Annotated in this window: 26 protein-coding genes; 8 read left to right on the top strand and 18 right to left on the bottom strand. The window is 39.9% G+C overall.

Features of this window, described 5'->3' with window-relative positions; translation table 11 throughout:
* Positions 1-5: 5 nt before the first annotated feature.
* From rplR to PX700_RS17545, 8 genes are all read right to left on the bottom strand, one after another.
* Positions 6-356 carry a 50S ribosomal protein L18 gene (gene rplR, locus PX700_RS17580; protein WP_002959486.1) on the bottom strand — a complete coding sequence of 117 codons (351 nt, stop codon included), beginning with the start codon at positions 354-356 and terminating at the stop codon, positions 6-8.
* Between the two features lie 9 nt (positions 357-365).
* The gene (gene rplF / locus PX700_RS17575; protein ID WP_002959488.1) at positions 366-899 is read right to left on the bottom strand and encodes a 50S ribosomal protein L6; all 534 of its coding nucleotides are present in this window, start codon (positions 897-899) and stop codon (positions 366-368) included.
* Positions 900-912: 13 nt separating this feature from the next.
* Positions 913-1,305 (bottom strand): 30S ribosomal protein S8, encoded by a 393-nt coding sequence (gene rpsH, locus PX700_RS17570; RefSeq protein WP_007584660.1) that lies wholly within the window; start codon positions 1,303-1,305, stop codon positions 913-915.
* Between the two features lie 21 nt (positions 1,306-1,326).
* On the bottom strand, positions 1,327-1,632 hold the full coding sequence (gene rpsN, locus PX700_RS17565) for a 30S ribosomal protein S14 (RefSeq protein WP_010554914.1): 306 nt from the start codon (positions 1,630-1,632) through the stop codon (positions 1,327-1,329).
* A 10-nt stretch (positions 1,633-1,642) separates the two neighbouring features.
* Positions 1,643-2,182 (bottom strand): 50S ribosomal protein L5, encoded by a 540-nt coding sequence (gene rplE, locus PX700_RS17560; protein ID WP_479521444.1) that lies wholly within the window; start codon positions 2,180-2,182, stop codon positions 1,643-1,645.
* Positions 2,183-2,198: 16 nt separating this feature from the next.
* A complete protein-coding gene (rplX, locus tag PX700_RS17555) occupies positions 2,199-2,513 on the bottom strand; it encodes a 50S ribosomal protein L24 (RefSeq protein ID WP_002959496.1) in 315 nt (104 codons plus the stop codon).
* 10 nt (positions 2,514-2,523) lie between these two features.
* A complete protein-coding gene (gene rplN, locus PX700_RS17550) occupies positions 2,524-2,892 on the bottom strand; it encodes a 50S ribosomal protein L14 (protein WP_002959498.1) in 369 nt (122 codons plus the stop codon).
* A gap of 273 nt (positions 2,893-3,165) precedes the next feature.
* A complete protein-coding gene (locus PX700_RS17545; RefSeq protein ID WP_479521441.1) occupies positions 3,166-5,136 on the bottom strand; it encodes an AsmA family protein in 1,971 nt (656 codons plus the stop codon).
* Positions 5,137-5,363: 227 nt separating this feature from the next.
* Here PX700_RS17545 and PX700_RS17540 point away from each other — a divergent pair, with 227 nt between their 5' ends.
* The 4 genes from PX700_RS17540 (at position 5,364) to PX700_RS17525 (ending at position 8,273) form a co-directional block, all read left to right on the top strand.
* The gene (locus tag PX700_RS17540) at positions 5,364-5,783 is read left to right on the top strand and encodes a hypothetical protein (protein WP_479521440.1); all 420 of its coding nucleotides are present in this window, start codon (positions 5,364-5,366) and stop codon (positions 5,781-5,783) included.
* A gap of 8 nt (positions 5,784-5,791) precedes the next feature.
* The gene (locus tag PX700_RS17535; protein WP_197239244.1) at positions 5,792-5,992 is read left to right on the top strand and encodes a helix-turn-helix transcriptional regulator; all 201 of its coding nucleotides are present in this window, start codon (positions 5,792-5,794) and stop codon (positions 5,990-5,992) included.
* Between the two features lie 155 nt (positions 5,993-6,147).
* Positions 6,148-7,311, top strand: a complete 1,164-nt coding sequence (locus tag PX700_RS17530) for a hypothetical protein (RefSeq protein WP_165729097.1) — start codon at positions 6,148-6,150, stop codon at positions 7,309-7,311.
* A gap of 275 nt (positions 7,312-7,586) precedes the next feature.
* Entirely contained in the window at positions 7,587-8,273 is a 687-nt protein-coding gene (locus PX700_RS17525) for a TorF family putative porin (RefSeq protein WP_479521439.1), read from the top strand.
* Positions 8,274-8,334: 61 nt separating this feature from the next.
* On the opposite strand, the gene PX700_RS17520 is transcribed toward PX700_RS17525, so the two are convergent.
* From PX700_RS17520 to PX700_RS17505, 4 genes are all read right to left on the bottom strand, one after another.
* Entirely contained in the window at positions 8,335-8,658 is a 324-nt protein-coding gene (locus PX700_RS17520) for a Bor/Iss family lipoprotein (protein WP_415638499.1), read from the bottom strand.
* Entirely contained in the window at positions 8,655-8,966 is a 312-nt protein-coding gene (locus PX700_RS17515) for a Bor family protein (RefSeq protein WP_415638500.1), read from the bottom strand. Before PX700_RS17515 ends, PX700_RS17520 begins: the two co-directional genes overlap by 4 nt.
* Positions 8,967-9,145: 179 nt before the next feature.
* The gene (locus PX700_RS17510; protein WP_479521438.1) at positions 9,146-12,724 is read right to left on the bottom strand and encodes an ABC transporter permease/M1 family aminopeptidase; all 3,579 of its coding nucleotides are present in this window, start codon (positions 12,722-12,724) and stop codon (positions 9,146-9,148) included.
* Between the two features lie 9 nt (positions 12,725-12,733).
* Complete coding sequence (locus PX700_RS17505; RefSeq protein ID WP_479521437.1) at positions 12,734-13,615, bottom strand: ABC transporter ATP-binding protein; 882 nt, start codon at positions 13,613-13,615, stop codon at positions 12,734-12,736.
* A 187-nt stretch (positions 13,616-13,802) separates the two neighbouring features.
* Between PX700_RS17505 and PX700_RS17500 the strand changes: the two genes are divergently transcribed.
* Complete coding sequence (locus PX700_RS17500; protein WP_479521436.1) at positions 13,803-14,480, top strand: nitroreductase family protein; 678 nt, start codon at positions 13,803-13,805, stop codon at positions 14,478-14,480.
* Between the two features lie 206 nt (positions 14,481-14,686).
* Here the strand turns inward: PX700_RS17500 and PX700_RS17495 are convergent, their stop codons facing one another.
* The gene (locus PX700_RS17495; RefSeq protein ID WP_166420618.1) at positions 14,687-14,989 is read right to left on the bottom strand and encodes an ArsR/SmtB family transcription factor; all 303 of its coding nucleotides are present in this window, start codon (positions 14,987-14,989) and stop codon (positions 14,687-14,689) included.
* A 301-nt stretch (positions 14,990-15,290) separates the two neighbouring features.
* Here PX700_RS17495 and PX700_RS17490 point away from each other — a divergent pair, with 301 nt between their 5' ends.
* Positions 15,291-15,635 (top strand): rhodanese-like domain-containing protein, encoded by a 345-nt coding sequence (locus PX700_RS17490; protein WP_415638503.1) that lies wholly within the window; start codon positions 15,291-15,293, stop codon positions 15,633-15,635.
* A gap of 65 nt (positions 15,636-15,700) precedes the next feature.
* Positions 15,701-17,479 carry an alkaline phosphatase D family protein gene (locus tag PX700_RS17485; RefSeq protein ID WP_479521435.1) on the top strand — a complete coding sequence of 593 codons (1,779 nt, stop codon included), beginning with the start codon at positions 15,701-15,703 and terminating at the stop codon, positions 17,477-17,479.
* Here PX700_RS17485 and PX700_RS17480 read toward each other — a convergent pair.
* The 4 genes from PX700_RS17480 to PX700_RS17465 form a co-directional block, all read right to left on the bottom strand.
* Complete coding sequence (locus PX700_RS17480; protein WP_415638505.1) at positions 17,476-18,015, bottom strand: PH domain-containing protein; 540 nt, start codon at positions 18,013-18,015, stop codon at positions 17,476-17,478. The two genes, PX700_RS17485 and PX700_RS17480, sit on opposite strands and share 4 nt — an antisense overlap.
* Positions 18,016-18,081: 66 nt before the next feature.
* Positions 18,082-18,699: a LysE family translocator gene (locus PX700_RS17475; protein WP_479521434.1), complete on the bottom strand. Its 618-nt coding sequence runs from the start codon at positions 18,697-18,699 to the stop codon at positions 18,082-18,084.
* Positions 18,700-18,882: a hypothetical protein gene (locus PX700_RS17470; RefSeq protein ID WP_479521433.1), complete on the bottom strand. Its 183-nt coding sequence runs from the start codon at positions 18,880-18,882 to the stop codon at positions 18,700-18,702.
* A 17-nt stretch (positions 18,883-18,899) separates the two neighbouring features.
* Entirely contained in the window at positions 18,900-19,298 is a 399-nt protein-coding gene (locus PX700_RS17465; protein WP_479521432.1) for a DUF3224 domain-containing protein, read from the bottom strand.
* A gap of 91 nt (positions 19,299-19,389) precedes the next feature.
* Here PX700_RS17465 and PX700_RS17460 point away from each other — a divergent pair, with 91 nt between their 5' ends.
* Positions 19,390-21,168: an ABC transporter transmembrane domain-containing protein gene (locus tag PX700_RS17460; protein ID WP_479521431.1), complete on the top strand. Its 1,779-nt coding sequence runs from the start codon at positions 19,390-19,392 to the stop codon at positions 21,166-21,168.
* On the opposite strand, the gene PX700_RS17455 is transcribed toward PX700_RS17460, so the two are convergent.
* Positions 21,165-21,797 carry a YiaD family glycine zipper/OmpA-like lipoprotein gene (locus tag PX700_RS17455; RefSeq protein ID WP_479521430.1) on the bottom strand — a complete coding sequence of 211 codons (633 nt, stop codon included), beginning with the start codon at positions 21,795-21,797 and terminating at the stop codon, positions 21,165-21,167. The two genes, PX700_RS17460 and PX700_RS17455, sit on opposite strands and share 4 nt — an antisense overlap.
* Positions 21,798-21,813 lie beyond the last annotated feature (16 nt).

Below are 21,813 nucleotides of genomic sequence, written 5' to 3'. Positions count from 1 at the left end.
TACTCCTAGAATTGCAAACCGGCTTCACGCGCAGCATCAGCTAGCGCCTTCACACGGCCGTGATATTTAAAGCCACTGCGATCAAAAGCAATCTTTTCGATGCCTTTGTCAGCCGCACGTTCAGCAACCGCTTTGCCAACTGCTTGCGCAGCTTCAACGTTACCGGTGCCTTTAACTGTTTCGCTAATAGCCTTTTCAACAGTAGAAGCAGCAGCCAGTACATTACCCTCAGCATTTACAACTTGAGCGTAGATGTGACGTGGCGTGCGGTGGATAACAAGACGCGTTGTGCCTTGTTCAATATAATTTCTACGAGTGCGTTTAGCACGACGTAGACGAGCTGTTTTTTTATCCATCGTCTTACCTTACTTCTTCTTAGCCTCTTTACGGCGTACATTCTCATCTGAATAACGAACACCCTTGCCTTTATAAGGCTCAGGTTTACGGTATGCACGAATGTTAGCAGCTGTTTGACCAACTAACTGCTTATCTACGCCCTTAACTAGAACTTCTGTTTGGCTTGGAGTTTCAATCGTAATTCCTTCAGGAACTGCGAAATTAACTGGGTGTGAGAAGCCAAGAGTTAAATCTAATGTTTTACCCTTAGCTGCAGCACGGTAACCCACGCCTACTAACTGAAGTTTCTTCTCGTAACCTTCATGCGTACCAACAACCATGTTGTTGATTAGAGCGCGAGCAGTACCTGCTTGAGCCCATGCATTCGCTACGCCATCACGAGGTAAAGTAGTAATAACGTTGTCATTAACTTGTACTTCAACAGCGTTGTTGATAGTACGAGTAAGTTCACCGTTTTTGCCTTTAACTGTGATTTCCTGGCCTTTTAATGTAACTTCTACACCGGCAGGAACAGTAATTGGTGCCTTTGCTATGCGAGACATAGTTCCCCTCCGATTAAGCTACAAAACCAATGATTTCACCACCAACACCAGCACTACGTGCTGTGCGGTCTGTCATTAGGCCTTTAGAAGTTGATACGATAGCGATACCAAGACCACCCATTACCTTAGGTAATTGGTCACGTTTCTTATAGATACGTAGACCAGGGCGACTTACACGCTGGATATTTTCAATTACAGCTTTGCCTTCGAAGTACTTCAACTCGATAGAAAGCTCAGGTTTAGTTTCACCGTTAACGGCGAAATCTACGATATAACCTTCGTCTTTTAGTACTTTAGCTAATGCTACTTTCAGCTTTGAAGTTGGCATCGTTACAGATACTTTCTTCGCTGATTGACCGTTACGAATTCGTGTGAACAAATCCGCGATAGGATCTTGCAAGCTCATAGTCTTACTCCCATGATTCTATTACCAGCTAGCCTTTTTAAGGCCAGGAATTTCACCGCGCATAGCTGCTTCGCGAACTTTAATACGGCTCATGCCGAATTTGCGAAGGAAACCATGTGGGCGGCCCGTAATGTTACAACGATTACGTTGACGTGCAGGGCTAGAATCACGAGGTAAAGCTTGTAGCTTAAGTACCGCGTCCCAACGATCATCTTCAGATGTATTAACATCACTGATGATAGCTTTTAGTGCTGCGCGCTTTTCAGCGAACTGAGCAACTAGTTTTGTGCGCTTTGCTTCGCGCGCTTTCATAGAATTCTTTGCCATAACCCTACCCTTATTTCTTAAATGGGAAGTTAAACGCTTCTAACAACGCACGGCCTTCCTCATCAGATTTCGCAGAAGTAGTGATAGTAATATCCATACCGCGTACACGGTCTACTTTATCGTAATCGATTTCTGGGAAGATGATTTGTTCACGTACGCCCATGCTGTAGTTACCACGTCCATCAAAAGACTTAGCACTTACGCCACGGAAGTCACGAATACGTGGGATAGCGATTGATACCAAACGCTCAAAAAAGTCCCACATACGCTCGCCGCGTAGGGTTACTTTACAACCAATCGGGTAACCTTCACGCACTTTGAAGCCAGCAACAGATTTGCGTGCTTTAGTGATTAGAGGTTTCTGACCAGAGATTGCTGCTAGATCCGCTACTGCGTTATCTAAAATCTTCTTGTCAGCTAGGGCTTCGCCCACGCCCATATTCAATGTGATCTTTTCGATCTGAGGGACTTGCATGACAGAGCTGAAACCAAACTTCTCTTGAAGTTCAGTAACTACTTTGTCTTTATATACTTCATGCAGTTTCGCCATCATTCTACTCCAACTATTAGATAGTTTTACCAGTAGATTTAAAGATACGTAATTTCTTACCATCTTCAATCTTGAAACCTACACGATCAGCTTTACTCGTTTCCGAGTTGAAGATCGCAACGTTTGATGCATCCATAGATGCTTCTTTCTCAACAATGCCGCCAGCTTGGTTCAATTGTGGAACCGGCTTTTGGTGTTTCTTGATCAAGTTTATGCCTTCGACAAAGATTCGACCAGATTCAGTAACAACTGAAAGCACTTTTCCGCGCTTACCTTTGTCTTTACCTGCTAGTACGATTACTTCGTCATCACGACGTATTTTTGCTGCCATGATTGGCTCCTTACAGTACTTCTGGGGCTAGTGAAACGATTTTCATGAACTTATCATTACGAAGTTCGCGAGTCACAGGGCCGAAAATACGTGTACCAATTGGCTGCAAGTTATCATTTAAGATAACAGCCGCGTTGCTGTCAAAACGGATCAGAGAACCATCTGGACGGCGAACACCTTTTCTGGTACGCACAACTACCGCGTTTTTAACATCACCTTTCTTCACTTTACCGCGAGGAATAGCTTCTTTTACAGAAACTTTAATGATGTCGCCAATCGCTGCGTAGCGACGGTGTGAACCACCAAGGACTTTTATACACTGCACTTTGCGAGCGCCGCTGTTATCAGCAACTTCCAGCTGAGTTTGCATTTGGATCATGTTAATGACCTCCGGTGTAGTAATTACAACGTGTCTAAAATTCGTTTAAAAATCAGACATTTCGATTAAATCCCAATCAAAAAACAAACGAGTTGTCTCTTAAGGGCGGGCAATTGTACCAGCATTGAGGGGGGAGCGATAGGTTATTTTTTAATTAATTTGGAGTCTATGGTTATTAAAGTCGAGTAATTACGGCTATCTAGCTATTTTACAGGTGGTTACAAAACAAACAAGGCACTATATAAGTGCCTTGTTTACGTTAGCTGTGGTTGATTAACCAAATAAACCTTTTAGTTTATCTTTCACTTTGTCTTTAGCTTTTTCTTTCGCCTCTTCTTTGGCGTCATCTAGCTTCTGCCTTGCTTCATCTTTAAGCGCATTACTCACATCTAATTTAATACCTACATCGTGAAATTGGCCCTTTATACGAAGGGGGATTTTAAAACCAGTACTGTCATCAGTAGTTCCTTGCCCTTCTATAGAATCAACAATGCCTGTGACTAAACGGTAATCTACATTTGTTTTTGGTAAATCTACGTCGCCTTCACCAGAAATACGAATTAGTGGGCTAATTAGTGAAAGGTCGGTATTGTTTCCCACACCATTAGTAAAATTAAAGCTACCTGAAAGCGCAGAGAAATCAGTTTTTTCTGATTCTTCAAAGCCTGTGTCTAGCCCTTCACTCACTGCACCAAGATTACCAATAACAAGTTCTTTACCTTTACGTACCATCTCAGCAATATTCGCACCTTTTACAGCTCCATCAGCAAACTCAAATCCAAGCTTTCCGTTAAGCGCACCGATAAACGACTTTTGACTTTGCCCAGTTGTGTTTAGGTTCCAATTTAAAGAACCCTTACCCATTAGTTTGTCAAAACCTGCCGCATCAGTTAATAAAGGCTGTGCATCTATCCCAGCTAAGTCAAAGTTAGTTGATATTTTATAAGGCGTGTTTTGAGCGTTAATGTTGATAACGCCCTTACCCGACCCTTCATAAGCAGAAAAGCTATCTAGGCTTAGTTTTGCAACGCTATTTTTTAAAGCGACAGTAAATTGATTTGCGCCTAATTTAATATCGTTTGCTTTTAATCCACTTGAACGAATTACTACATTTGCATCTAGTGAATTTAATGCACTTAAATCAATTTTAGTGTCATCCCATACTATTGGCTCTGCAGGTTTATCATCTTGCTCTACTGGCTCTTCTTGTTTAGCTACTGCTTCAGGTAGGTACGGGTTTAAATCAAGCATACCTAAATCAATATCAGCATTTACTGCTAAGCGATTACCTAAGTTTATCTCACTCTTACCTTTTATTTCCAATGCGTCTAACGTCGCGACTAAATCTTCTAAATTAAACTTCTCACCTAGTAGGTGCATTTTACCGTTTACGCTAAATGCGTTAAATGCATTTTCTTTTGCACCTAACTCTACATCCTGCCATTTCGCAATGTTTTTAACTGACTCACCATTTAATGCTAACTGGCCTTTAATATCTTGGCCTTGCTTAGCGATGCTTCCTTCGAAAGTTAAATCGACTAAACGAGAATCTAAGCTTTGTTTAACATTAAAAGCAGCACCTTCAATTGCTTTAGCCGGAGTATCTAGTTTTACATCAAGCTCAAAGCGTTCTTGCATATAAGTAATACCGCCTTTTACTTCTAATGTTTTACGAAGTGAAGGAAGTAAAATAGCGAGCTCTAGATCACTAATTTGTTGTTTAGCACCTGTTTGACCATCTAGGTAAGTAAATGTACCGCCATAAATAGCAACCTCACCTAATTCAATATCAAAGTTATCTGGAAGCTTTATCGCTTCACCTGATTGGCTTTGCTCTTTAGGTTGCTCTGCAACAGCATCAAACAACTGCCAATTAGCTTTACCATTTTTGTCGGTTTCTAATAGGATATTTGGTTCGTTTATAACAAACTTATCTAATTTAAACTCACCACCAAATAATGAAAACCAAGGTATGTGCACAGCAAGTTGTTTCATACTCGCCATATCGGTGCGCGAACCTGATTCCATGTTTGCAAAATGCACGTCGTTAAGTTCTAACTTTAATGCAGGGAATACGCTAAGTGTTTTATCACCGTTAATAGTAAGAGTACGCCCAGTTGTTTGTTCTACCTGCTGCGACACTTTATTAAAAATAGTATCAGTAGGGATTAAAAACGGTGCGGCAACAATGAGTGCTATACATAGTAAAAGTATTACACCTACAATTTTAAGTAAGGTTTTCATGATCGTCCTTTCAAACGTGCAAATAATGTTCTTATCATAGCGAGTGTTAGCCTTAAAATCATTGTAGTTATGACAAAAAAGCACTTTATTAGATATTACATTCTTATCCTGAATCACCCCTGAAACATTTTGATACCTTTAGGTACAAAAAATATTGACCTCATGAAACCTTAAGGTTACATTGATACCTAGAGGTTACATTTTGTAAATTTAAAAGGAAATGAGTTATGTCTAATTACGATATTAAAAGTGAAGAAAAATTTATGGGCCAAAATACATGGTTTTCATTATTCATGGGTATCACTTTATTAATCATCAGTGTTTACCCAATGCTTAATCACACATCAGCCCCATTATTACTTTTAGGAACTGCTGCTTTTTTAGGCTCATTCTTTATGTTTGTGATCAGGGGCGGGTTTACATGGAAAATGAAATACCACCTTACCTATAAAGATGAGTATTTAAACACCATCGACACCATCGCCTATAAACATGTTGTGCTTGGCTTACTTTTTAGTATGGGTGGTGTGTACTTATTATCAGATGGTCTTGCTTTAGAAGTATCTCACAGCATGATGGCTTCATTTTACCTTGCTGTAATGAATTTAATATACGGCGTATCAATTCTTTGGCAAAACAAAGATTAGGATTAAAAGTGAAAAATCATATTGCAAAGTATCGAAAAGAGGCTGGGCTTTCCCAGCAAGAACTTGCTGATGCTATTAATGTATCGCGCAAAACAATAAGTACCGTAGAAACGGCACGATTTACACCGTCGGTAATAATTGCTCTAAAAATAGCAAAGCATTTTAATACCTCAGTTGAAAGCGTCTTTGTACTAGATGAAAATGATTGATACATATTAAAGCGTTAGCCTCATTTTATTAGTAAAAATACTGATTTAGTCACTTCAATTACAACGGATGGAGGACAGCGCTGTTGTTATTAGCGTAATTGCGCTAAAATAGACCAGCAAAAAAATATATATCTAAACCGGAGATTCTACAAGGCATGAAAAAACTGCTAATTTCACCGTCAAAAATGACGCTAGGCGAACAAGAAAATCAAATCTATCAGAACATTCTGAAGCAATCTTCAGAGTTAAGCCTTAACCTTATGGCCGTGAAAGTAGAAAACCACCCTGATGATTTTTTACCTTGGTGTTACGAATTGCTAAATGCTAGCAGAGATCGTATGAACTACGATTTACTAGAGCCACAGCAGTTACCTGTACTTAAAAAGCTACACGACCAGCTTATTTCAGCTATCAGCTTTTTACAGGTTAAAACTTTACGTATTGCTCCGTGGCCTGTTGTAAGTGTATTTGTAGAACAACACAAAGACGTTATTGCACTTGATGAACAGCTTCGTTTAGTAGATTACATTAAAAGCATTCGTGAACAATCTCTTAAAGATATGATCCCTGAAGACTTACTTGCGTTTAGCGGTAAGCACATGGCATCGCTTGATCCAAGCACATACAACTTTGACGTTGAATGGTTTGCATCTACAAAGAGTGCAAAGAGCTTCCATCAAATGCTTGGTGATTTACCAGGTGCTTTTGACGACGCACTAGTAAATATTCCACTTGAAGGTGATATTACTCAATATGAGTATCAACAATTTGTTGCTGCTTATTCAAAAATATTCACCGACAACAACGAAAAACCAACACTTGCGCCTGCAACTCGTTTGCTTGCAATGCGTCGCCCTGATTTATTTACTCCGATTACAAATAATCGATTAGATGCTTTATGTGGTGCCCTTGGTGTTTCTAAACTTAAAAATAGTGATTTTGAGCGTTACTGGCAAGATATCGTAAAAGGTATTCAAGCTATGTCATGGTACAAAATGGCTAAACCGAGTAATGAGTTAGAAGAACAATTAGTTGCTATTAAAGCGCTAATCCCATGTTTCTTTCACTATGCTGATGCTAAAACACCAGATAACTCTAACTACATTAAACTGCTAAGCAAGCCTAAGCGCACTACAACTACAACAGGTAAAACTCAGCGTAGAGGTAAAGAGTCTGCAGAAATTTTAGTAGACCGTGCTCTTGCTGCTGACGATATTCCTGAACATATTCGCAGTAAACGCGATTCAATTGTTAGTGAGGTTCAAAAAGGTCGCAGTGTAAACGAAACAATTAGCCTTATGCGCACTATATTCGGTTAAACCTTCTAATTTAGCCGTACTTTTATGGTGCGGCTAGGTTAATTTATGCACCACCAACGTGCGCAACATCCTCCCTAATGTTATACCCCTTCCCTATTCATAAAATGCAAGCTCATGTTTTTTAATATATAAAAAATAAGTTTTAGTAAAAAAATGAAGCTGGCACATACAGTGCAATTATCCCGTTAGTTAAACAATAAAAAGCCGTCAGCCTAAAGGTTCCGATTACATAATAAAAACCTTGGCGAGCAAAAATCATATAACGGGAAATGGACATGCTAAAACTAAAAAAAACCATCGCGATTAGCGCAATAGCACTAATGAGTGCTGCATCTTTCACATCTACAGCTGTGCATGCTGAAGTAACTGCTAATGCAGCGGCAACATCAAACTACTTATGGCGTGGTCAAGAGCAAACTGGGGGTGATGCAGCTATTTCAGGCGGTATCGATTACGCCAATGAATCGGGCTTTTATGCAGGTACTTGGGCTTCAAATGCATCGTGGGCAGATGAAATGACCTATGAGCTTGACCTATATGCAGGCTTTGGTGGCGACATTAACGAAAGTGTTAGCTACGATGTTGGCTATATTTATTACGCTTACCCAGACGCAGCCTCTGAAGCAGACGCAGATTTCTCTGAAATTTACGGTAGCATCAGTGTTGAAGGCTTTACCTTTGGTGCTTCTGTACTAGCAACATCAGCTGCAAGTGGTGATGGTACAGACTTTGGTGATTCACTTTACTTAACTGCAGATTATGGTTTCGCTATTGGTAGTAACGGTACTGAAATGGCGCTTCACCTAGGTCATTACTCTGGTGACTTTATTGGTGATGACAATATTCTAGATTACGGTGTATCTATTTCGAAAGATGGCTTTACTTTTGGTTTATCTGATACAGATATGGATGATTCAGATATTAAAGCTTACGTTGCTTATTCTGTAGACTTTAATTTATAAGAAAGAATGTGTTACTTGCTGCAACACGAAGGGCCTTTTGGCCCTTTTCTCGTTCATAAAGTTATTTAAATGGTACCTTATTACATTGTACTTCCACTGTTTTAGGGTACCAAGCTGGTCCAATTTGATTTACAACTACCTCAGCTAAACCATTAGTAAACGATTTATACGTATGAACACTTTGCCACTCCCCTTGTGGGCAATGCGTTGTTAAATCTAACGGCTCTGACCCTTCGTACAACGCAAGTGCAAAATTATGATGCCACTGTGAGCTTTGTACCGTTTTATTGCTTACTTTGCTTTGCGCTCCGTTATCAAAGTAAATATTTGTACATCCCGTTAATATAATAAATGTGCAACTGGCTACAAGTAGCTTGATACTCATAATGTTTCCCCTATTACTTGCTCTTGGCACCACACTTTAATGGTATGAGGCGAGTATATTCCAAGCGTAATTAAACTCAGCGCTCCATCACTAAAGGTTTGCTGTGACTGCATTTGAGTTACGGATGTACTTAAACAAACTTGTTTTACATCTACGCGTTGCTCGCCTACCAATCCCCAAAAGTAAAATGAGCGACTATCTTCGTAATTAGCTTGGCTCGTTATTTTTGCTATTGCCTGTGGCTGAATGGTTACCGCAGAACAAGCACTGAGGCTTAATGCTATCGCCCCTATAATTAATGGTTTCATACTCTTCCTTATAAACTAAATACCAGTAAGGTAACTTTATAAGAGAACATAAAATATTAGCGTAAAAAGCTGTGGGGAATATGTAGAAACGCTATGAAGTTTTATACAGTTTATTACAAATAAAGGCCGCATAAATGCGGCCTTTTAATTAGTCAGTTTAAGTGGTTAGTAAATAGACATTAGAATTTAGCTAGGTTATTTTTACTGTCCTTGTCGACTAGCTTAATGTAAGGATCAACCCCCGCAAATAGTGGCTTTTCTTTTACTTTAAGCTCAATCGTATTAGTGCCTGATACTATTTGGTGCTTTTGAGAGTAAATAACAAAATCTTCAGCTAGTAGGTTTTCAGGGTCATCGCTAAATAATGCAATATCAATTAGCTCATCGAGTGGCTGTTCAGTTTCTTCACCTTGTCCATCAGCACGCTGTTTAACGGCTTCTACGCTAAGAGTTACGGTATAAAAACCTTCGCTATCAGCGCTATCTGTAACTGACACCTCTTTCATCTCAAGCTCATACAAGGTGATATATTTAAACTGATCGTCAATAAAACTTTGCTCGGCTTGCGTTGCGTCTTGTTTTAAATAGCTAAGTAAATCAAGCGTAGTTGGGTATGGTGTTGATTGGTACTGAAACTCATTTAAAAATGCTTTAAGTGCATCATTTAACCGTTTTTCACCTAAACGATCATAAATCGCCATCATCACAACTGATCCTTTATTGTAATGAAGATATTGTTGAGACTGCGTTTTATATAGAGGCATTTCTTCAAAGGCTTCCCCTGTACGTCCTATTAAGTACCTATCAAGCTCGTATTTTAAAAACTTACGTAGTTTTTCTGCGCCAAAGCGTTTATTTAGCACCATAAGCGCACTGTATTGTGAAAGCGTTTCAGAAATAACAGCACTGCCCTCTACATTAGCCGCCGATACTTGATGCCCCCACCACTGGTGCGCTACTTCATGTGCGGTAACATAGTAAGGGTAGTCAACTTTACTCTCATCTCTTAAGTCTGTAATAAACCCCATGCTTTCTGAGTAAGGGACTGTATTGGCAAAACTTTGTGCAAACGAGCGATACTTAGGAAATTCAATTATACGTAGCTGTTTATGCTGATACGGCCCGAATGCTTGTGTAAAGTAATCTATCGAGTCTTGTACCGATTCAATCATACGGTCAACATTCCATGCATGGTTTTTGTGGTAATACACCTCAATATTTACCCCATTATGCTCAACCTTTTTACTTTCAAGCTCTGCCGAAAGCACCGCGTAAAAGTTTAGAATTGGCGCATCCATTTCATAAACAAAGGTACGACGCCCCTCTTTTACACTTTCACTTTGTAAATACCCTGGGGTAATAGCAAATTGCGACTCGTCGGTCGTTACCGTCGCCTTAAAGTTAATAAACCCATTAGCTGCACCTAAATCACTTTGTGTATAGTACTGACTGTCTTCTAGCTTATGAGCGCGTTCAAGTTCTGGTAAATCATGCTTACGACGTTCAAATTTATCAGCTACCTGTAAACCACGGTTATAACCAAAGTTGGGAAACAGCTCCCAATTATTAATAAAAGTGCCATTGGCAACCAATTGTGTATCAGAGTCTTTATCGGTAAAGGCTGTATGTTCGCGAGTAACCGACAGTTGCCCTTCTCTTATTTCGTTTGGCATAAGCGGCTGCTCAAATTCAAACCATGCTGAATAAAACGCTGGTAATTTTTCAACTATCTTACCGCCTGCCATGGCTACATCCCAACTTTTAGCGTGTTGAGGTGAGTTGATCAATACTCGCGTAATTGGCTTGTTAGAGGTATTGGTAAATTTAATTTTTGCCACAGCACTTAAAGCACGCTTTTTTGGAAAAATATCAACAGTTAAGTCAACATCGGTCACCATAGGTAGCGCTAAGTCTTTGTATTGTGCAAACTGCTGTTCATAACTTATTTGCTTGTCTTGAAACTCATCGCTCGTAGTAAACTCATTCAAAACTCGCGTGTTGTTATAAATATTGTAGCCTGCACCAACAAACACTAATGCACTAATAACCGCAACCGCTTGCCCTTTTAACGACATATTATAACGAAGCATAGACAGGCGTGTGCGCAGCGTTTGTGAAGGACCACGATGCCATAACGCAAACCCAACAATCGCTAAAACAAGGCTTAACGCGCCCCAATATAATGTGTACCAATGCGCAGCTTGTAAGAAGTGCCCATAACCATTTATATCAGAATACGGTACGCTACTGCTTTGCGAAAAATGATACATATGATGCTCAAACCCATAAGAATCCATTACTGTTTGCACTATGTAGTACAAAATAAACAAACCCATTCCTACATATTTATTCGGGCTAATAATCTGCAAAAAGAAGGCAAGTACCGTCAGCATAATCAACGGTAAAATCGATAAATAAACAATCCTAAATAAATACTGTCCTAACTCTAAATTAAATTGACCTTTAAATAACTGAACTGTAATTGTGAGTATCATTCCCACGAGGAACAGCCCAGAAACAGCGGCGATTAAAGCCAGTATTTTTGACACCCAAAAAACACTGTTATGTACCGGAAAGCTGTCAACAATATCGCCCATGCCACTTTGTCGCTCTCGCCATACAAGCTCTGCACTATAAAAAGCGATAATAACAAACAAAAATAAACCGGAAATACCACTAATAATATTGACCATATTCTGAGTTAAAGGCCAGTTAGTAGTGCCATAAGCACCAATAGGCGCAAACAGAGGGATCATAAGCGTTACAATGCTTACACCCGCTAAAATCATAAAAGGAGCACTAAATATAACTTGTTTAATTTCGAATATACTGCGCATTATTAGCTGAGACTTAGTACTAACCCCCGCTGATTTATAATTTTTAGCACTATTGATAAGTGCAGCTTGTTTATTTTGTACAAAAGCAGAGACTTTAAATTGCTTCTTCTGTTTTTTAGTTACTATGCGGTTGCTTAGTTTTCCAAGGCCAAAAAACATTGCAACACTGATTGCTACCCACAATATACGGTTAACTAAAAGGTCACCTGTGAGCGTTAGCAATTCTGTGTTTTTATCATTTACAGTCCAATAACGTGTTAAATCAATTAACGAACCAGAGCCAAATGGGTCGGCGTAAACAACAATATTTCTAAATGCTAAATCATCAAAGTAAACGCCGGCAATTTGATAGGCTATAAAAATCACAACAGCTGCTACATACACCGACATCATGGTTTTAAAATAGACCGCTACACTATTAAAAATAGCCGAAAGCACCAGTAAACTTGGCACCGCTAAATAAAGATAAGGCGCAGCGTAATACATTAACTTATTAGGACCAATCAATTCGCCATCGAGCCAGCCAACTAATAAACCAAATTGCGACCCTAAAAACACACCCAATGGCACGCTCAAAAACACAATAAGTACAACTAAGTAAGAACCAAAAAAACGCCCTGCTTGATAAGGCACAGGATTAACAGGCTTACTAAATACCAGCTCATCCATTTTGCTTTCACTGTTGCGAATAGCAGAGCTGGCAACAAAGTTAACCACTAAAAACATAGCGAGTGTACAAAATGTAACGGTTAAAAGCATAATCGAGAACGGCGAGTTCATATGAACATTCGCCCCACCTAGCGGAAACTTACTACTGGAGCTTATAAAAAACGCCATAAAAAAGAAGATTAATGAGGTTACATAAAACGAAGGCTGACGCACAAAATAGCGCAGCTCAAACGCGAGCATATTAAAAAACATAACGCCTCCTTATACTACTTGGCTGTTACGATGATTAAGCAGAGTAGAAAAATACACATCTTCTAAATTTGCATTACTTGCTTCAAACCCTTGTGGGGCTTGCTCGGCTAATACATGTAATATGGTTTTCCCAGCAAATAGGCGCTTAGAAATAACTGGTAATTGCGGCTCAAGTTCTTGCGCTTCTTCTTGGCTCATGGCTTTGCGCCAAATTTGCCCTTGGAGCTTATCGGTAAGCGCTATTGGATTACCTTCTAGTAAAATCTTACCGCCAGCCAACACCGCCATATTAGGGCAAAGCTCTGCAACATCTTCAACAATATGGGTCGATAATATAACTACTTTTTGCTCGCCTAAGCTTACTAGTAAGTTATGGAAACGATTACGCTCTTCAGGATCTAGCCCCGCTGTTGGCTCATCAACGATTAGTAAATCAGGGTCACCCAGTAATGCCTGTGCAATACCAAAACGCTGGCGCATACCGCCCGAAAAGCCACTTACAGCTTTTGAGCGATGTTGATATAAATTTGTATGGGCAAGTAATCCTTCAACCGACTCTTTACGCTCTGCTTTATTATGAATCCCCTTTAAAATAGCCATATGGTCCAGTAAGTCGTAAGCACTAACACGCGGGTACACACCAAAATCTTGTGGTAAGTAACCTAAGCGTTGGCGCAGTGCCTGGGGGTCTTTAAATACATCAATGCCATCAAAAGTAATTGAACCTGAATCAGCCGACTGCAGTGTTGCAATGGTACGCATAAGCGATGATTTTCCTGCACCATTTGGTCCAAGCAATCCAAACATCCCTTTACCGATAGATAAATCAACACCTTGTAGTGCATGTACGCCGTTATCGTAGGTTTTAGATAACCCAGTTATTGATAGCATTTTTACTTCCTTGAATATGAGTAATTATTTTTATAATGTTTTATATCACAAGCAAAACAGGAACATAACTTACTTGTTAGTTAAATTTGTAACAACAAATAAACATGATTTAAACTCATAACACTTGCCTGCTCTGTATTCACTCGGTATAAAAACCACATATACTTTTTATAAGAAGCGAAAAGCCATGCAAGATCACCAAAGCCAGCCATTAAACGACTTTATAGAATACCCACACGACGAAATGCTAAATCGCGCTAACGAGTTTTTAACCACTAGCCAACGCCGCCATAGCATTCGCAGCTTTAGCGATCGCCCAGTACCAAAAAATATTATTGAAGCATGTATAAAAGCAGCAGGTACAGCACCCAGTGGAGCGAATCATCAGCCTTGGCATTTTGTGGCTATAAACAGCCGTGATGTAAAAAAACAAATAAGAGAAGCCGCCGAAAAGCTAGAACGCTCTTTTTATGAAGGCAGAGCAGGTGAAGAATGGTTAGATGCGCTAAAACCGTTAGGTACCGACGCCAATAAGCCTTATTTAGAACATGCACCTTGGCTTATAGCTGTATTTAGTCAAAAAAAGGGCGGCGTAAGCACTGATGATAAAAATACGAATTATTATGTGCATGAGTCTGTTGGTTTAGCTACCGGCTTTTTAATTCAAGCTTTGCACCGCAGTGGTTTGGCAACCCTTACTCATACTCCAAAACCAATGAGTTTTTTAACCGACATATGTGGACGCGATAGAGATAACGAACGCCCGTATATGCTACTTATTGCAGGCTACCCAAGTGATGATGCAACAATACCTGCTCATGCACTGGATAAAAAATCTATTGATGAAATAGCTACGTTTATTTGAGATGGTATTTAACCGCAAACTTATCGCTTGGGTTAAACCTTGCGATAATATGCTGCTATATATTTGTAGCTTCATCTAAAGATAATAGCTGTTTTCGTACGAAATCTATTTAAGTACAAATGCTTCAAAAAGTTAATAGCACAAAAATAATAGAGCTGAGTTATTCTAACCTGCTTTCGCTGCGCTACTCATGCCACTAAAAATCGTTAGTCTTTACAAAATAAGCTATATAGCGTGCCAAGTAATTGCACTGCATTATCGTCAATTATACGATAATAAATAGTTTGGCTTTCACGGCGAGTGGCAACAACATTCGCTTTTCGTAGTGCAGCTAAATGCTGAGAAAGTGCCGATTGTGCTAAAGGTACGGCTTCATTTAGTTGCGATACACTCATTTCTTTATCTTGCAAAGAGCATAAAATCATTAAGCGATTTTTATTCGCTAAAATTTTTAATAACTGCTCTGCCTGCGCCACATTCCCAGCCATTGCAATAAAGTCGATATTCATAGCATGCTCTTATTATAAAAAGTGATTGGAGTATAAATATATGCATTGTTAATGTCTAACATTAGAATTTACTAATATAGAAAAAACGAATATAGTAAATAAAACACTAAATAAAGCTCAATAGCTTATTTTTTAATTGCGGGACTCATAATTGCTGTATTTGTATAGCTGCAATATTTTTGATCCTAGATGAATATGGCTTACTGTTTTTATTACACTAAACTTAATTCAATCTGCTATTAGTTGTTGGTATTTGATGATCACACAATTACGCAAACGTAACCTTAAGGAATAAAAAAGCATGCTTACATCGATCCCTGATTTACTTAAAATTATCACACCTAACCAGCGCCGCATTGACGCAGCGCAAGCAAAGCTCGAGCTTGAACAAAATAAAGGTTTACTTATTGATGTGCGCGAACCTGCAGAGCACGCAACAAAAGCAGCTACTGGCGCTATAAATATTCCGCGTGGGTTACTCGAAATGAAATTAATGGAAATAGAAAAAGATGCAGCTCGCCCTATTTACTTACATTGTGCCAGCGGTGCCCGCGCCACGCTTGGCGCTGAAGCGCTAACTCGAATAGGTTATAAAAATGTTAGTGTTATTACGTGCAATGTAAATGAAATGCTTGAAGATTTATAAAATCTTTATGAAAACGTAACAAAAAGTGTTTATACTCATACTTTATTTCATTATAGGTACAAAGTATGGCACTTACACGGAGAAATTTTTTAAAAGCTTCGGCAGCAGGGTTCGGTGCTGCCGTACTCTCAATGGGGTTAACTGGCTGTAAACTTGATGATGATGGAGAAACACCGGTAAGCTTTGATCACGGCGTAGCCTGTGGCGATCCACTCAACAATAGTTTAATTATTTGGACACGAGTGACACCATTAGACACAAAAACTAAAACATTAAAAGTTCAATGGCAAGCCGCTACAGATCCTAATTTCACCACTATTGTTCATAATGGCGAAGCACATATTAGCGATGCCACAGATTTCACTTTAAAGGTTGACTTACAAGGTTTAAATGCTAACACAACCTATTACTACCGCTTTAACGCGCACGGTAAAAAATCGCCTGTTGGGCAAGGTAAGACACTCCCAATCGGCAGTATCGATCAAGTAAAACTTGCAGTTGTATCATGCGCTAACTACCCTGCAGGTTATTTTCATGTATATGGCGAAATTGCTAAACAAAGCGATTTAGATGCAGTATTGCATTTGGGCGATTACATCTATGAGTATAGTAGTACTGGCTACGCCACCGAAGATGCAGAACAACTCAGTAGACTCCTTGCGCTTGATAACAGTGGTGAAGCTATCACCCTCAATGACTATAGAAAACGCTATGCCCATTATCATACCGATAGCAACCTACAAGCTGCGCACAGCAAATGTGCCTTTATTAGCGTATGGGATGACCATGAAATTGCCAACGATACTTGGCGAGCAGGAGCCGAAAACCATAATGAAGGTGAAGGCTTATTTAGTGAGCGTAAGCTCGCCGCACTTCAAGCTTATTTTGAATGGATGCCAATACGTAATGTAGCTGATAAAGAGCGTATCTACCGCCAGTTTGAGTTTGGTAACTTAGTATCATTATATATGCTTGATACCCGAGTGTTAGCGCGTGATGAACAATTAGATTACGCTAATTTTGATCTAACAACTGCAACAGGACAAGGGGAATTTGTTAACGCTATAAGTGCCAGCGATCGAGCACTATTAGGAAATGAGCAGCTAACGTGGCTTACCGATAGAATTTTGACTTCAGACACACAATGGCAAGTACTAGGTCAACAAGTATTAATGACAAAAATCCATGTGCCTTTCGAAGTCATGCAATTGCTTTCAACAATACAACAAACGCAAGCCGCAGGTGGGAGTACCAGTAATTTGCTTGTTCAAGCAAATGTATTATTTGCCGAGCTTGCGCAAATTAAAGGCCGATTACTGGGTGCAGACCCAACCTTAACCGAAACAGAGATTGCGCGAGTAAAAACGACGATCCCTTACAATTTGGATGCGTGGGATGGCTATGCATACGAGAGAGAGGTACTACTTGGTACAGCTATCGCTGCGCAAAAAAACCTGGTTGTACTTGCTGGTGATACACATAACGGTTGGGCAGGACAGCTTAAAACTGACGCAAGCAACCCGATAGCTGCATCACAAAATGCAGGAGTGGAGTTTGCTACTTCGTCAATTTCATCTCCTGGACTTGAGAGCTACTTAGCACTTAACACTCAAGACCCACAGACTGTCGCCCAAATAGAGCAGGTACTTACATTGTTAGTTGACGATCTTGCGTACACCAACTTGGTAGAACGAGGTTTTCTAACAGTCACATTTACACAAGAAAAAGCCCACGCACAGTGGAATTATGTAAGCACAATTAAATCTCAAGACTATCAAGTCTCTGAAGATCGTAGAAAAGAGTTTAGTATGGTGGCGGGTCAGCCACAGTTGCAGAGCGCTTAACGTTTAGCTTCTAACCCTGCCAAGCGCGTATCTATGCGCTCTACCACCTCAACTAAGCGGGCAAGTAATGCTTGGTTGAGGTGATTTTCTGCTAACTCTTCTGCTTTAGGCGTTTGTTCATTCAATACATCTTTTTGTGCAAGTATCGCTTCTCTAAACTCACTCGCGTTAACTACACCGAGTAAAGATACTAGTGCGCCATTTCCTGACTGCCCAGCTGTTTCAAAACTTAAACGGTGCAACCCAAATAGTCGCATTAACGGGCCTTGGCTTAACCCTACATCAGTTATTTTTTCAAGCGGAATCGATTTTTCTTCTTTAAATAATATGCCACGTTTAACAACTAGTTTTTGCTGTAATAAATCAGCCGACATAGCTGCGAGTATTCGCCCGCCCACCAGCCATACGATAAGTAAAATGATAGGTATAAGCGGTATAGTAACAAGAACCAACATTGCAAATAGCGAGGTAGTAACCATCCAATATTGTTTTACCTTGTAATCGAATGAAGCACTTTTTAAAATATGTTTTGTCATTGTTTTAATCCTTTATCTATATAACTACAAATACACTCTGCAAGCTTCAATGCTCTCTACTCAATCTTACAAACTAATAACGACTTTTATAGCAAGAACAATAAACACAACACCCAATATTTTATCAAGCCATGGGCTTTGCTTGGTAAAGCCTAATTTGTTTTTTGAAACCTCAGTAAGTAACGCCACCAGCAAATACCAGCCTGTATCAATTACAAACACCGTTAAGCACATAACAACACCAATGCTAAATGTCAGGTTTTGTGGATCTATAAATTGCGAAAACAACGCTAAAAAGAAAATGGCTAATTTAGGGTTTAAAAAAGCAATGGCAAAACCATCTTGCAATGCTTTAATGCTACTCACTTCGCTTTTTTGTATTTTAAGTTCATCGTTGTTGGATTTAGACAATAAAATTTTAATTCCTAGGTAAGCTAAATAAGCAGCGCCTAAATAAACTAGCACTTGGTATACGGAAGGAAACTGCGTCATTAAAGCGCCTAACCCCAATAACGATGCACCGGCATACAAGCCAACACCAGTACCATGACTGAGCGCGGCAAGCATACCGTTTTTCATACTACCGTTAAGTGAGTGCTTTAAAACCACCGCTAAACTTGGCCCTGGTGACATTGCGCCCATCATGCAAATAGCCGCTAGGCTTAACCATACTGAAAATGTCATTTAAAGCTCGTCAATTTCAATAAGTAACGTATAACCGTGCACTTGCCCATAAAAACCTGCCAATGGCACTGCGTTTAACACTTTCCAGCCATCTTGGTTTAATTCCTGTATGCGCTCATTCAGTGCAGCTATATCTACCCCACCCAAAAAACGGGTCTTTCTAAATTCGATTACTTTTTGCATTTTAATCCTTGTATACCTTATAACGTGTACTCAAAATCGTAGTAGTGAGCCCCTTGCTCAATGCGTATTTTCATACTGCCAGTTAACCCTTCTAGCTCATTAGTGCCTGAATCAGGAATAACATTTAAAATAAGGCTGTCTTGGCCTTTATCCATAGTGCCAAAATGCTGCAGTACAAAACTGCCTTTTTTGCCGTCAAGCTCACCTATCACTTGCTCTATAGCAACATAACCGGCACTGCCTTGCGTAGGAGTCATTGCGCTTAACATTTCGCCTTGGCTGGTAGCATTAAGCGCGCCATTAAATGTTTTATCTATCGACATGCGCCCTAAATTAATGCCATTTTGGCCGCTTGCGTAGCCTTCAATTGGGGCTAGATTTACATTAAATTTTCCACTTACGGTTGCTGTAGTCATAACGTTTCCTTATTGATGCTAATGTTTAAGAGTATTGATTTTTATTATCTTAGTACCATATCTATACCTTAACCTTTAAAAAGAATCCACTATGTCAAAAAACACATCCGCATCCGAAAAAGCCGCTTTTAGCAGCTTATTACCTGTTTTTGCTTTTATTAAACCGTATAAATGGATGGTAGTCGCCGCCCTGGCTGCGTTATTAGTTACTGCGGGTGTTAACTTATCCTTAGGGCAAGGTGTTAAATTTGTTATTGATCATGGATTTATTGCAGGCTCTAAAGAACAATTACAACAAGCTGTACTTGTACTCATTGGTTTAATCAGCTTATTAGCAGTAGGCACTTTTAGCCGTTTTTATTTAATGTCGTGGATTGGCGAACGAGTAAGTAACGATATTCGAAAAGCCGTGTTTAATCGTATTGTTACCTTGCACCCAAGCTACTTTGAAGAAAACCGCAGTGGCGAGCTTATGTCGCGTTTAACCACCGACACCACATTACTGCAATCAATTATTGGTTCATCATTTTCTATGGCGCTGCGCAGTGTACTTATGTTGATTGGTGGACTTGCTATGCTGCTATTTACTAATTTAAAACTTACTTTAGTGGTTGTAGCCTGTGTACCGCTGGTACTTGTACCCATGATGATATTTGGTCGCAAGGTACGCAAACTAGCAAGTTCTAGCCAAGATGCAATAGCCGACATAAGTACCTATGCAGGCGAAATCATACAAAATATTAAAGTAGTACAAAGCTATAGCCATGAAGAACAAGAGCAACATGCCTTTGCACTTGAGACCGAAAAAGCCTTTAACGTGGCAAAAAAACGCATTAAGCAACGTTCATTTTTAATAGCTGTGGTGATTTTTTTAACCTTTAGTGCAATTAGCGCTATGTTATGGGTAGGCGGTAACGACGTACTTGCGGGCACTATGACCGGCGGCGAGTTAGGTGCATTTGTGTTTTACGCTATTATGGTTGCAATGTCGGTGGCAACCGTTGCTGAAGTATATGGCGAGCTACAACGCGCAGCAGGTGCAGCAGCAAGGCTGCTTGAGTTACTTGCTGTTAAAAGTGAAATAGAAAACCCGCTAAACCCACAAGATAGTAATTTACTGCAAGAAAATAATAGCCCTGCTATTACGCTTGAAAATATAAGCTTTAACTATCCCTCTCGCCCAGACGTAAGCGCGCTTAATAAAATAAGCCTAAATATAAATCAAGGCCAAACCGTGGCAATTGTTGGCCCTTCTGGCGCAGGTAAAACAACGTTATTTGAATTACTACAACGCTTTTACGATCCAGCTAGCGGAGCCATTAAATTTAAAGATGTAAACATTAAAGATTTATCACTTAATACTCTGCGCAATAAAATGGGCATGGTAGCGCAAAACCCTATTTTGTTTAGCTCCGATGTAATGCATAACATTCGTTACGGCAACCCAAACGCAACCGATGAGCAAATATATGCCGCAGCAAAGTATGCGCATGCCGATGAATTTATTAAACAATTACCGCAAGGTTATAACAGTTTTTTAGGTGAGCAGGGTGTGAGGTTATCGGGTGGGCAAAAGCAGCGTATTGTGCTTGCACGTGCTATATTAAAAGACCCTGAAATACTTCTTCTTGATGAAGCCACCAGCGCGCTGGATGCGCAAAGTGAGCACCATGTACAAGCAGCGCTTGAGCATTTAATGCAAAATAGAACAACATTAATAATTGCCCATAGGCTGGCAACGGTAAAACATGCCGATGTGATTGTAGTCATGGAAAATGGGGAGATTATAGCAACGGGTACTCACCAAGAGTTGTTAGTAAGTAACCCGCTGTATCAAAAACTGTGTGAATTACAGTTTAATAAGGATTAACCTTCGGTATTTGGCACTATCTGAATTTCTACACGGCGGTTTTGAGCACGGCCATTTGCACTATCATTAGTTGCAATTGGGCGTGTTTCGCCATAGCCCATAGTGCTAATACGTGTAGCCATAATTTGTTGATTCACTAAGTAGTCTTTCACACTTTGTGCGCGTTCACGCGACAGGTTCATGTTGAAGCTATCTTTACCCGTACTGTCGGTATGCCCTTGCACACTGAGGTAGGTTTTTTCGTACTTGTTCATTACTTTAGCAATAGCATCTAACGTATCGTTAAAGCCTGATGAAATATAAGACTGAGCAGTCGCAAACGTAATGTTTGATGGCATTACTAAACGTAAGTTATCGCCTTCACGCACTACTTCAACACCTGAACCCGCTAATTCATCACGAAAAGCTTCTTCTTGCTTATCCATGTAGTCGCCAACAGCAGCGCCCGCAAGTGCTCCTATTGCTGCGCCAATAAAAATACGTTTATCTTTATGATTACCCGTAGCCTTACCTAATACACCTCCAGCTGCAGCGCCTATAGCGGCTCCTTTACCTGTGTTATTCATTTCACAACCAGAAAGTAATACAGCTACTACGGTTACGCTTAAAAGTGATTTAGTTAAAGTCATGGTGATGCCCTATTCA

The sequence above is a fragment of the Pseudoalteromonas sp. TP27 genome (assembly GCF_056470645.1).
The sequence above is the reverse complement of the archived record's forward strand: the minus strand, read 5'-3'. Positions and strand labels throughout refer to the sequence as shown.

What these genes read in the sequence shown, in the direction of transcription:
- PX700_RS17540 (WP_479521440.1), top strand. Translation starts at nt 5,364, where the DNA reads ATGTCTAATTACGATATTAAAAGTGAAGAAAAATTTATGGGCCAAAAT.
- PX700_RS17465 (WP_479521432.1), bottom strand. Translation starts at nt 19,298, where the DNA reads ATGACTACAGCAACCGTAAGTGGAAAATTTAATGTAAATCTAGCCCCA.
- PX700_RS17470 (WP_479521433.1), bottom strand. Translation starts at nt 18,882, where the DNA reads ATGCAAAAAGTAATCGAATTTAGAAAGACCCGTTTTTTGGGTGGGGTA.
- rplX (WP_002959496.1), bottom strand. Translation starts at nt 2,513, where the DNA reads ATGGCAGCAAAAATACGTCGTGATGACGAAGTAATCGTACTAGCAGGT.
- rpsH (WP_007584660.1), bottom strand. Translation starts at nt 1,305, where the DNA reads ATGAGCTTGCAAGATCCTATCGCGGATTTGTTCACACGAATTCGTAAC.
- PX700_RS17490 (WP_415638503.1), top strand. Translation starts at nt 15,291, where the DNA reads ATGCTTACATCGATCCCTGATTTACTTAAAATTATCACACCTAACCAG.
- rplR (WP_002959486.1), bottom strand. Translation starts at nt 356, where the DNA reads ATGGATAAAAAAACAGCTCGTCTACGTCGTGCTAAACGCACTCGTAGA.
- PX700_RS17480 (WP_415638505.1), bottom strand. Translation starts at nt 18,015, where the DNA reads ATGACAAAACATATTTTAAAAAGTGCTTCATTCGATTACAAGGTAAAA.
- PX700_RS17505 (WP_479521437.1), bottom strand. Translation starts at nt 13,615, where the DNA reads ATGCTATCAATAACTGGGTTATCTAAAACCTACGATAACGGCGTACAT.
- PX700_RS17500 (WP_479521436.1), top strand. Translation starts at nt 13,803, where the DNA reads ATGCAAGATCACCAAAGCCAGCCATTAAACGACTTTATAGAATACCCA.
- PX700_RS17455 (WP_479521430.1), bottom strand. Translation starts at nt 21,797, where the DNA reads ATGACTTTAACTAAATCACTTTTAAGCGTAACCGTAGTAGCTGTATTA.
- PX700_RS17545 (WP_479521441.1), bottom strand. Translation starts at nt 5,136, where the DNA reads ATGAAAACCTTACTTAAAATTGTAGGTGTAATACTTTTACTATGTATA.
- PX700_RS17460 (WP_479521431.1), top strand. Translation starts at nt 19,390, where the DNA reads ATGTCAAAAAACACATCCGCATCCGAAAAAGCCGCTTTTAGCAGCTTA.
- rplN (WP_002959498.1), bottom strand. Translation starts at nt 2,892, where the DNA reads ATGATCCAAATGCAAACTCAGCTGGAAGTTGCTGATAACAGCGGCGCT.
- PX700_RS17510 (WP_479521438.1), bottom strand. Translation starts at nt 12,724, where the DNA reads ATGTTTTTTAATATGCTCGCGTTTGAGCTGCGCTATTTTGTGCGTCAG.
- PX700_RS17520 (WP_415638499.1), bottom strand. Translation starts at nt 8,658, where the DNA reads ATGAGTATCAAGCTACTTGTAGCCAGTTGCACATTTATTATATTAACG.
- PX700_RS17485 (WP_479521435.1), top strand. Translation starts at nt 15,701, where the DNA reads ATGGCACTTACACGGAGAAATTTTTTAAAAGCTTCGGCAGCAGGGTTC.
- rplE (WP_479521444.1), bottom strand. Translation starts at nt 2,182, where the DNA reads ATGGCGAAACTGCATGAAGTATATAAAGACAAAGTAGTTACTGAACTT.
- PX700_RS17515 (WP_415638500.1), bottom strand. Translation starts at nt 8,966, where the DNA reads ATGAAACCATTAATTATAGGGGCGATAGCATTAAGCCTCAGTGCTTGT.
- PX700_RS17530 (WP_165729097.1), top strand. Translation starts at nt 6,148, where the DNA reads ATGAAAAAACTGCTAATTTCACCGTCAAAAATGACGCTAGGCGAACAA.
- PX700_RS17495 (WP_166420618.1), bottom strand. Translation starts at nt 14,989, where the DNA reads ATGAATATCGACTTTATTGCAATGGCTGGGAATGTGGCGCAGGCAGAG.
- rplF (WP_002959488.1), bottom strand. Translation starts at nt 899, where the DNA reads ATGTCTCGCATAGCAAAGGCACCAATTACTGTTCCTGCCGGTGTAGAA.
- PX700_RS17525 (WP_479521439.1), top strand. Translation starts at nt 7,587, where the DNA reads ATGCTAAAACTAAAAAAAACCATCGCGATTAGCGCAATAGCACTAATG.
- rpsN (WP_010554914.1), bottom strand. Translation starts at nt 1,632, where the DNA reads ATGGCAAAGAATTCTATGAAAGCGCGCGAAGCAAAGCGCACAAAACTA.
- PX700_RS17475 (WP_479521434.1), bottom strand. Translation starts at nt 18,699, where the DNA reads ATGACATTTTCAGTATGGTTAAGCCTAGCGGCTATTTGCATGATGGGC.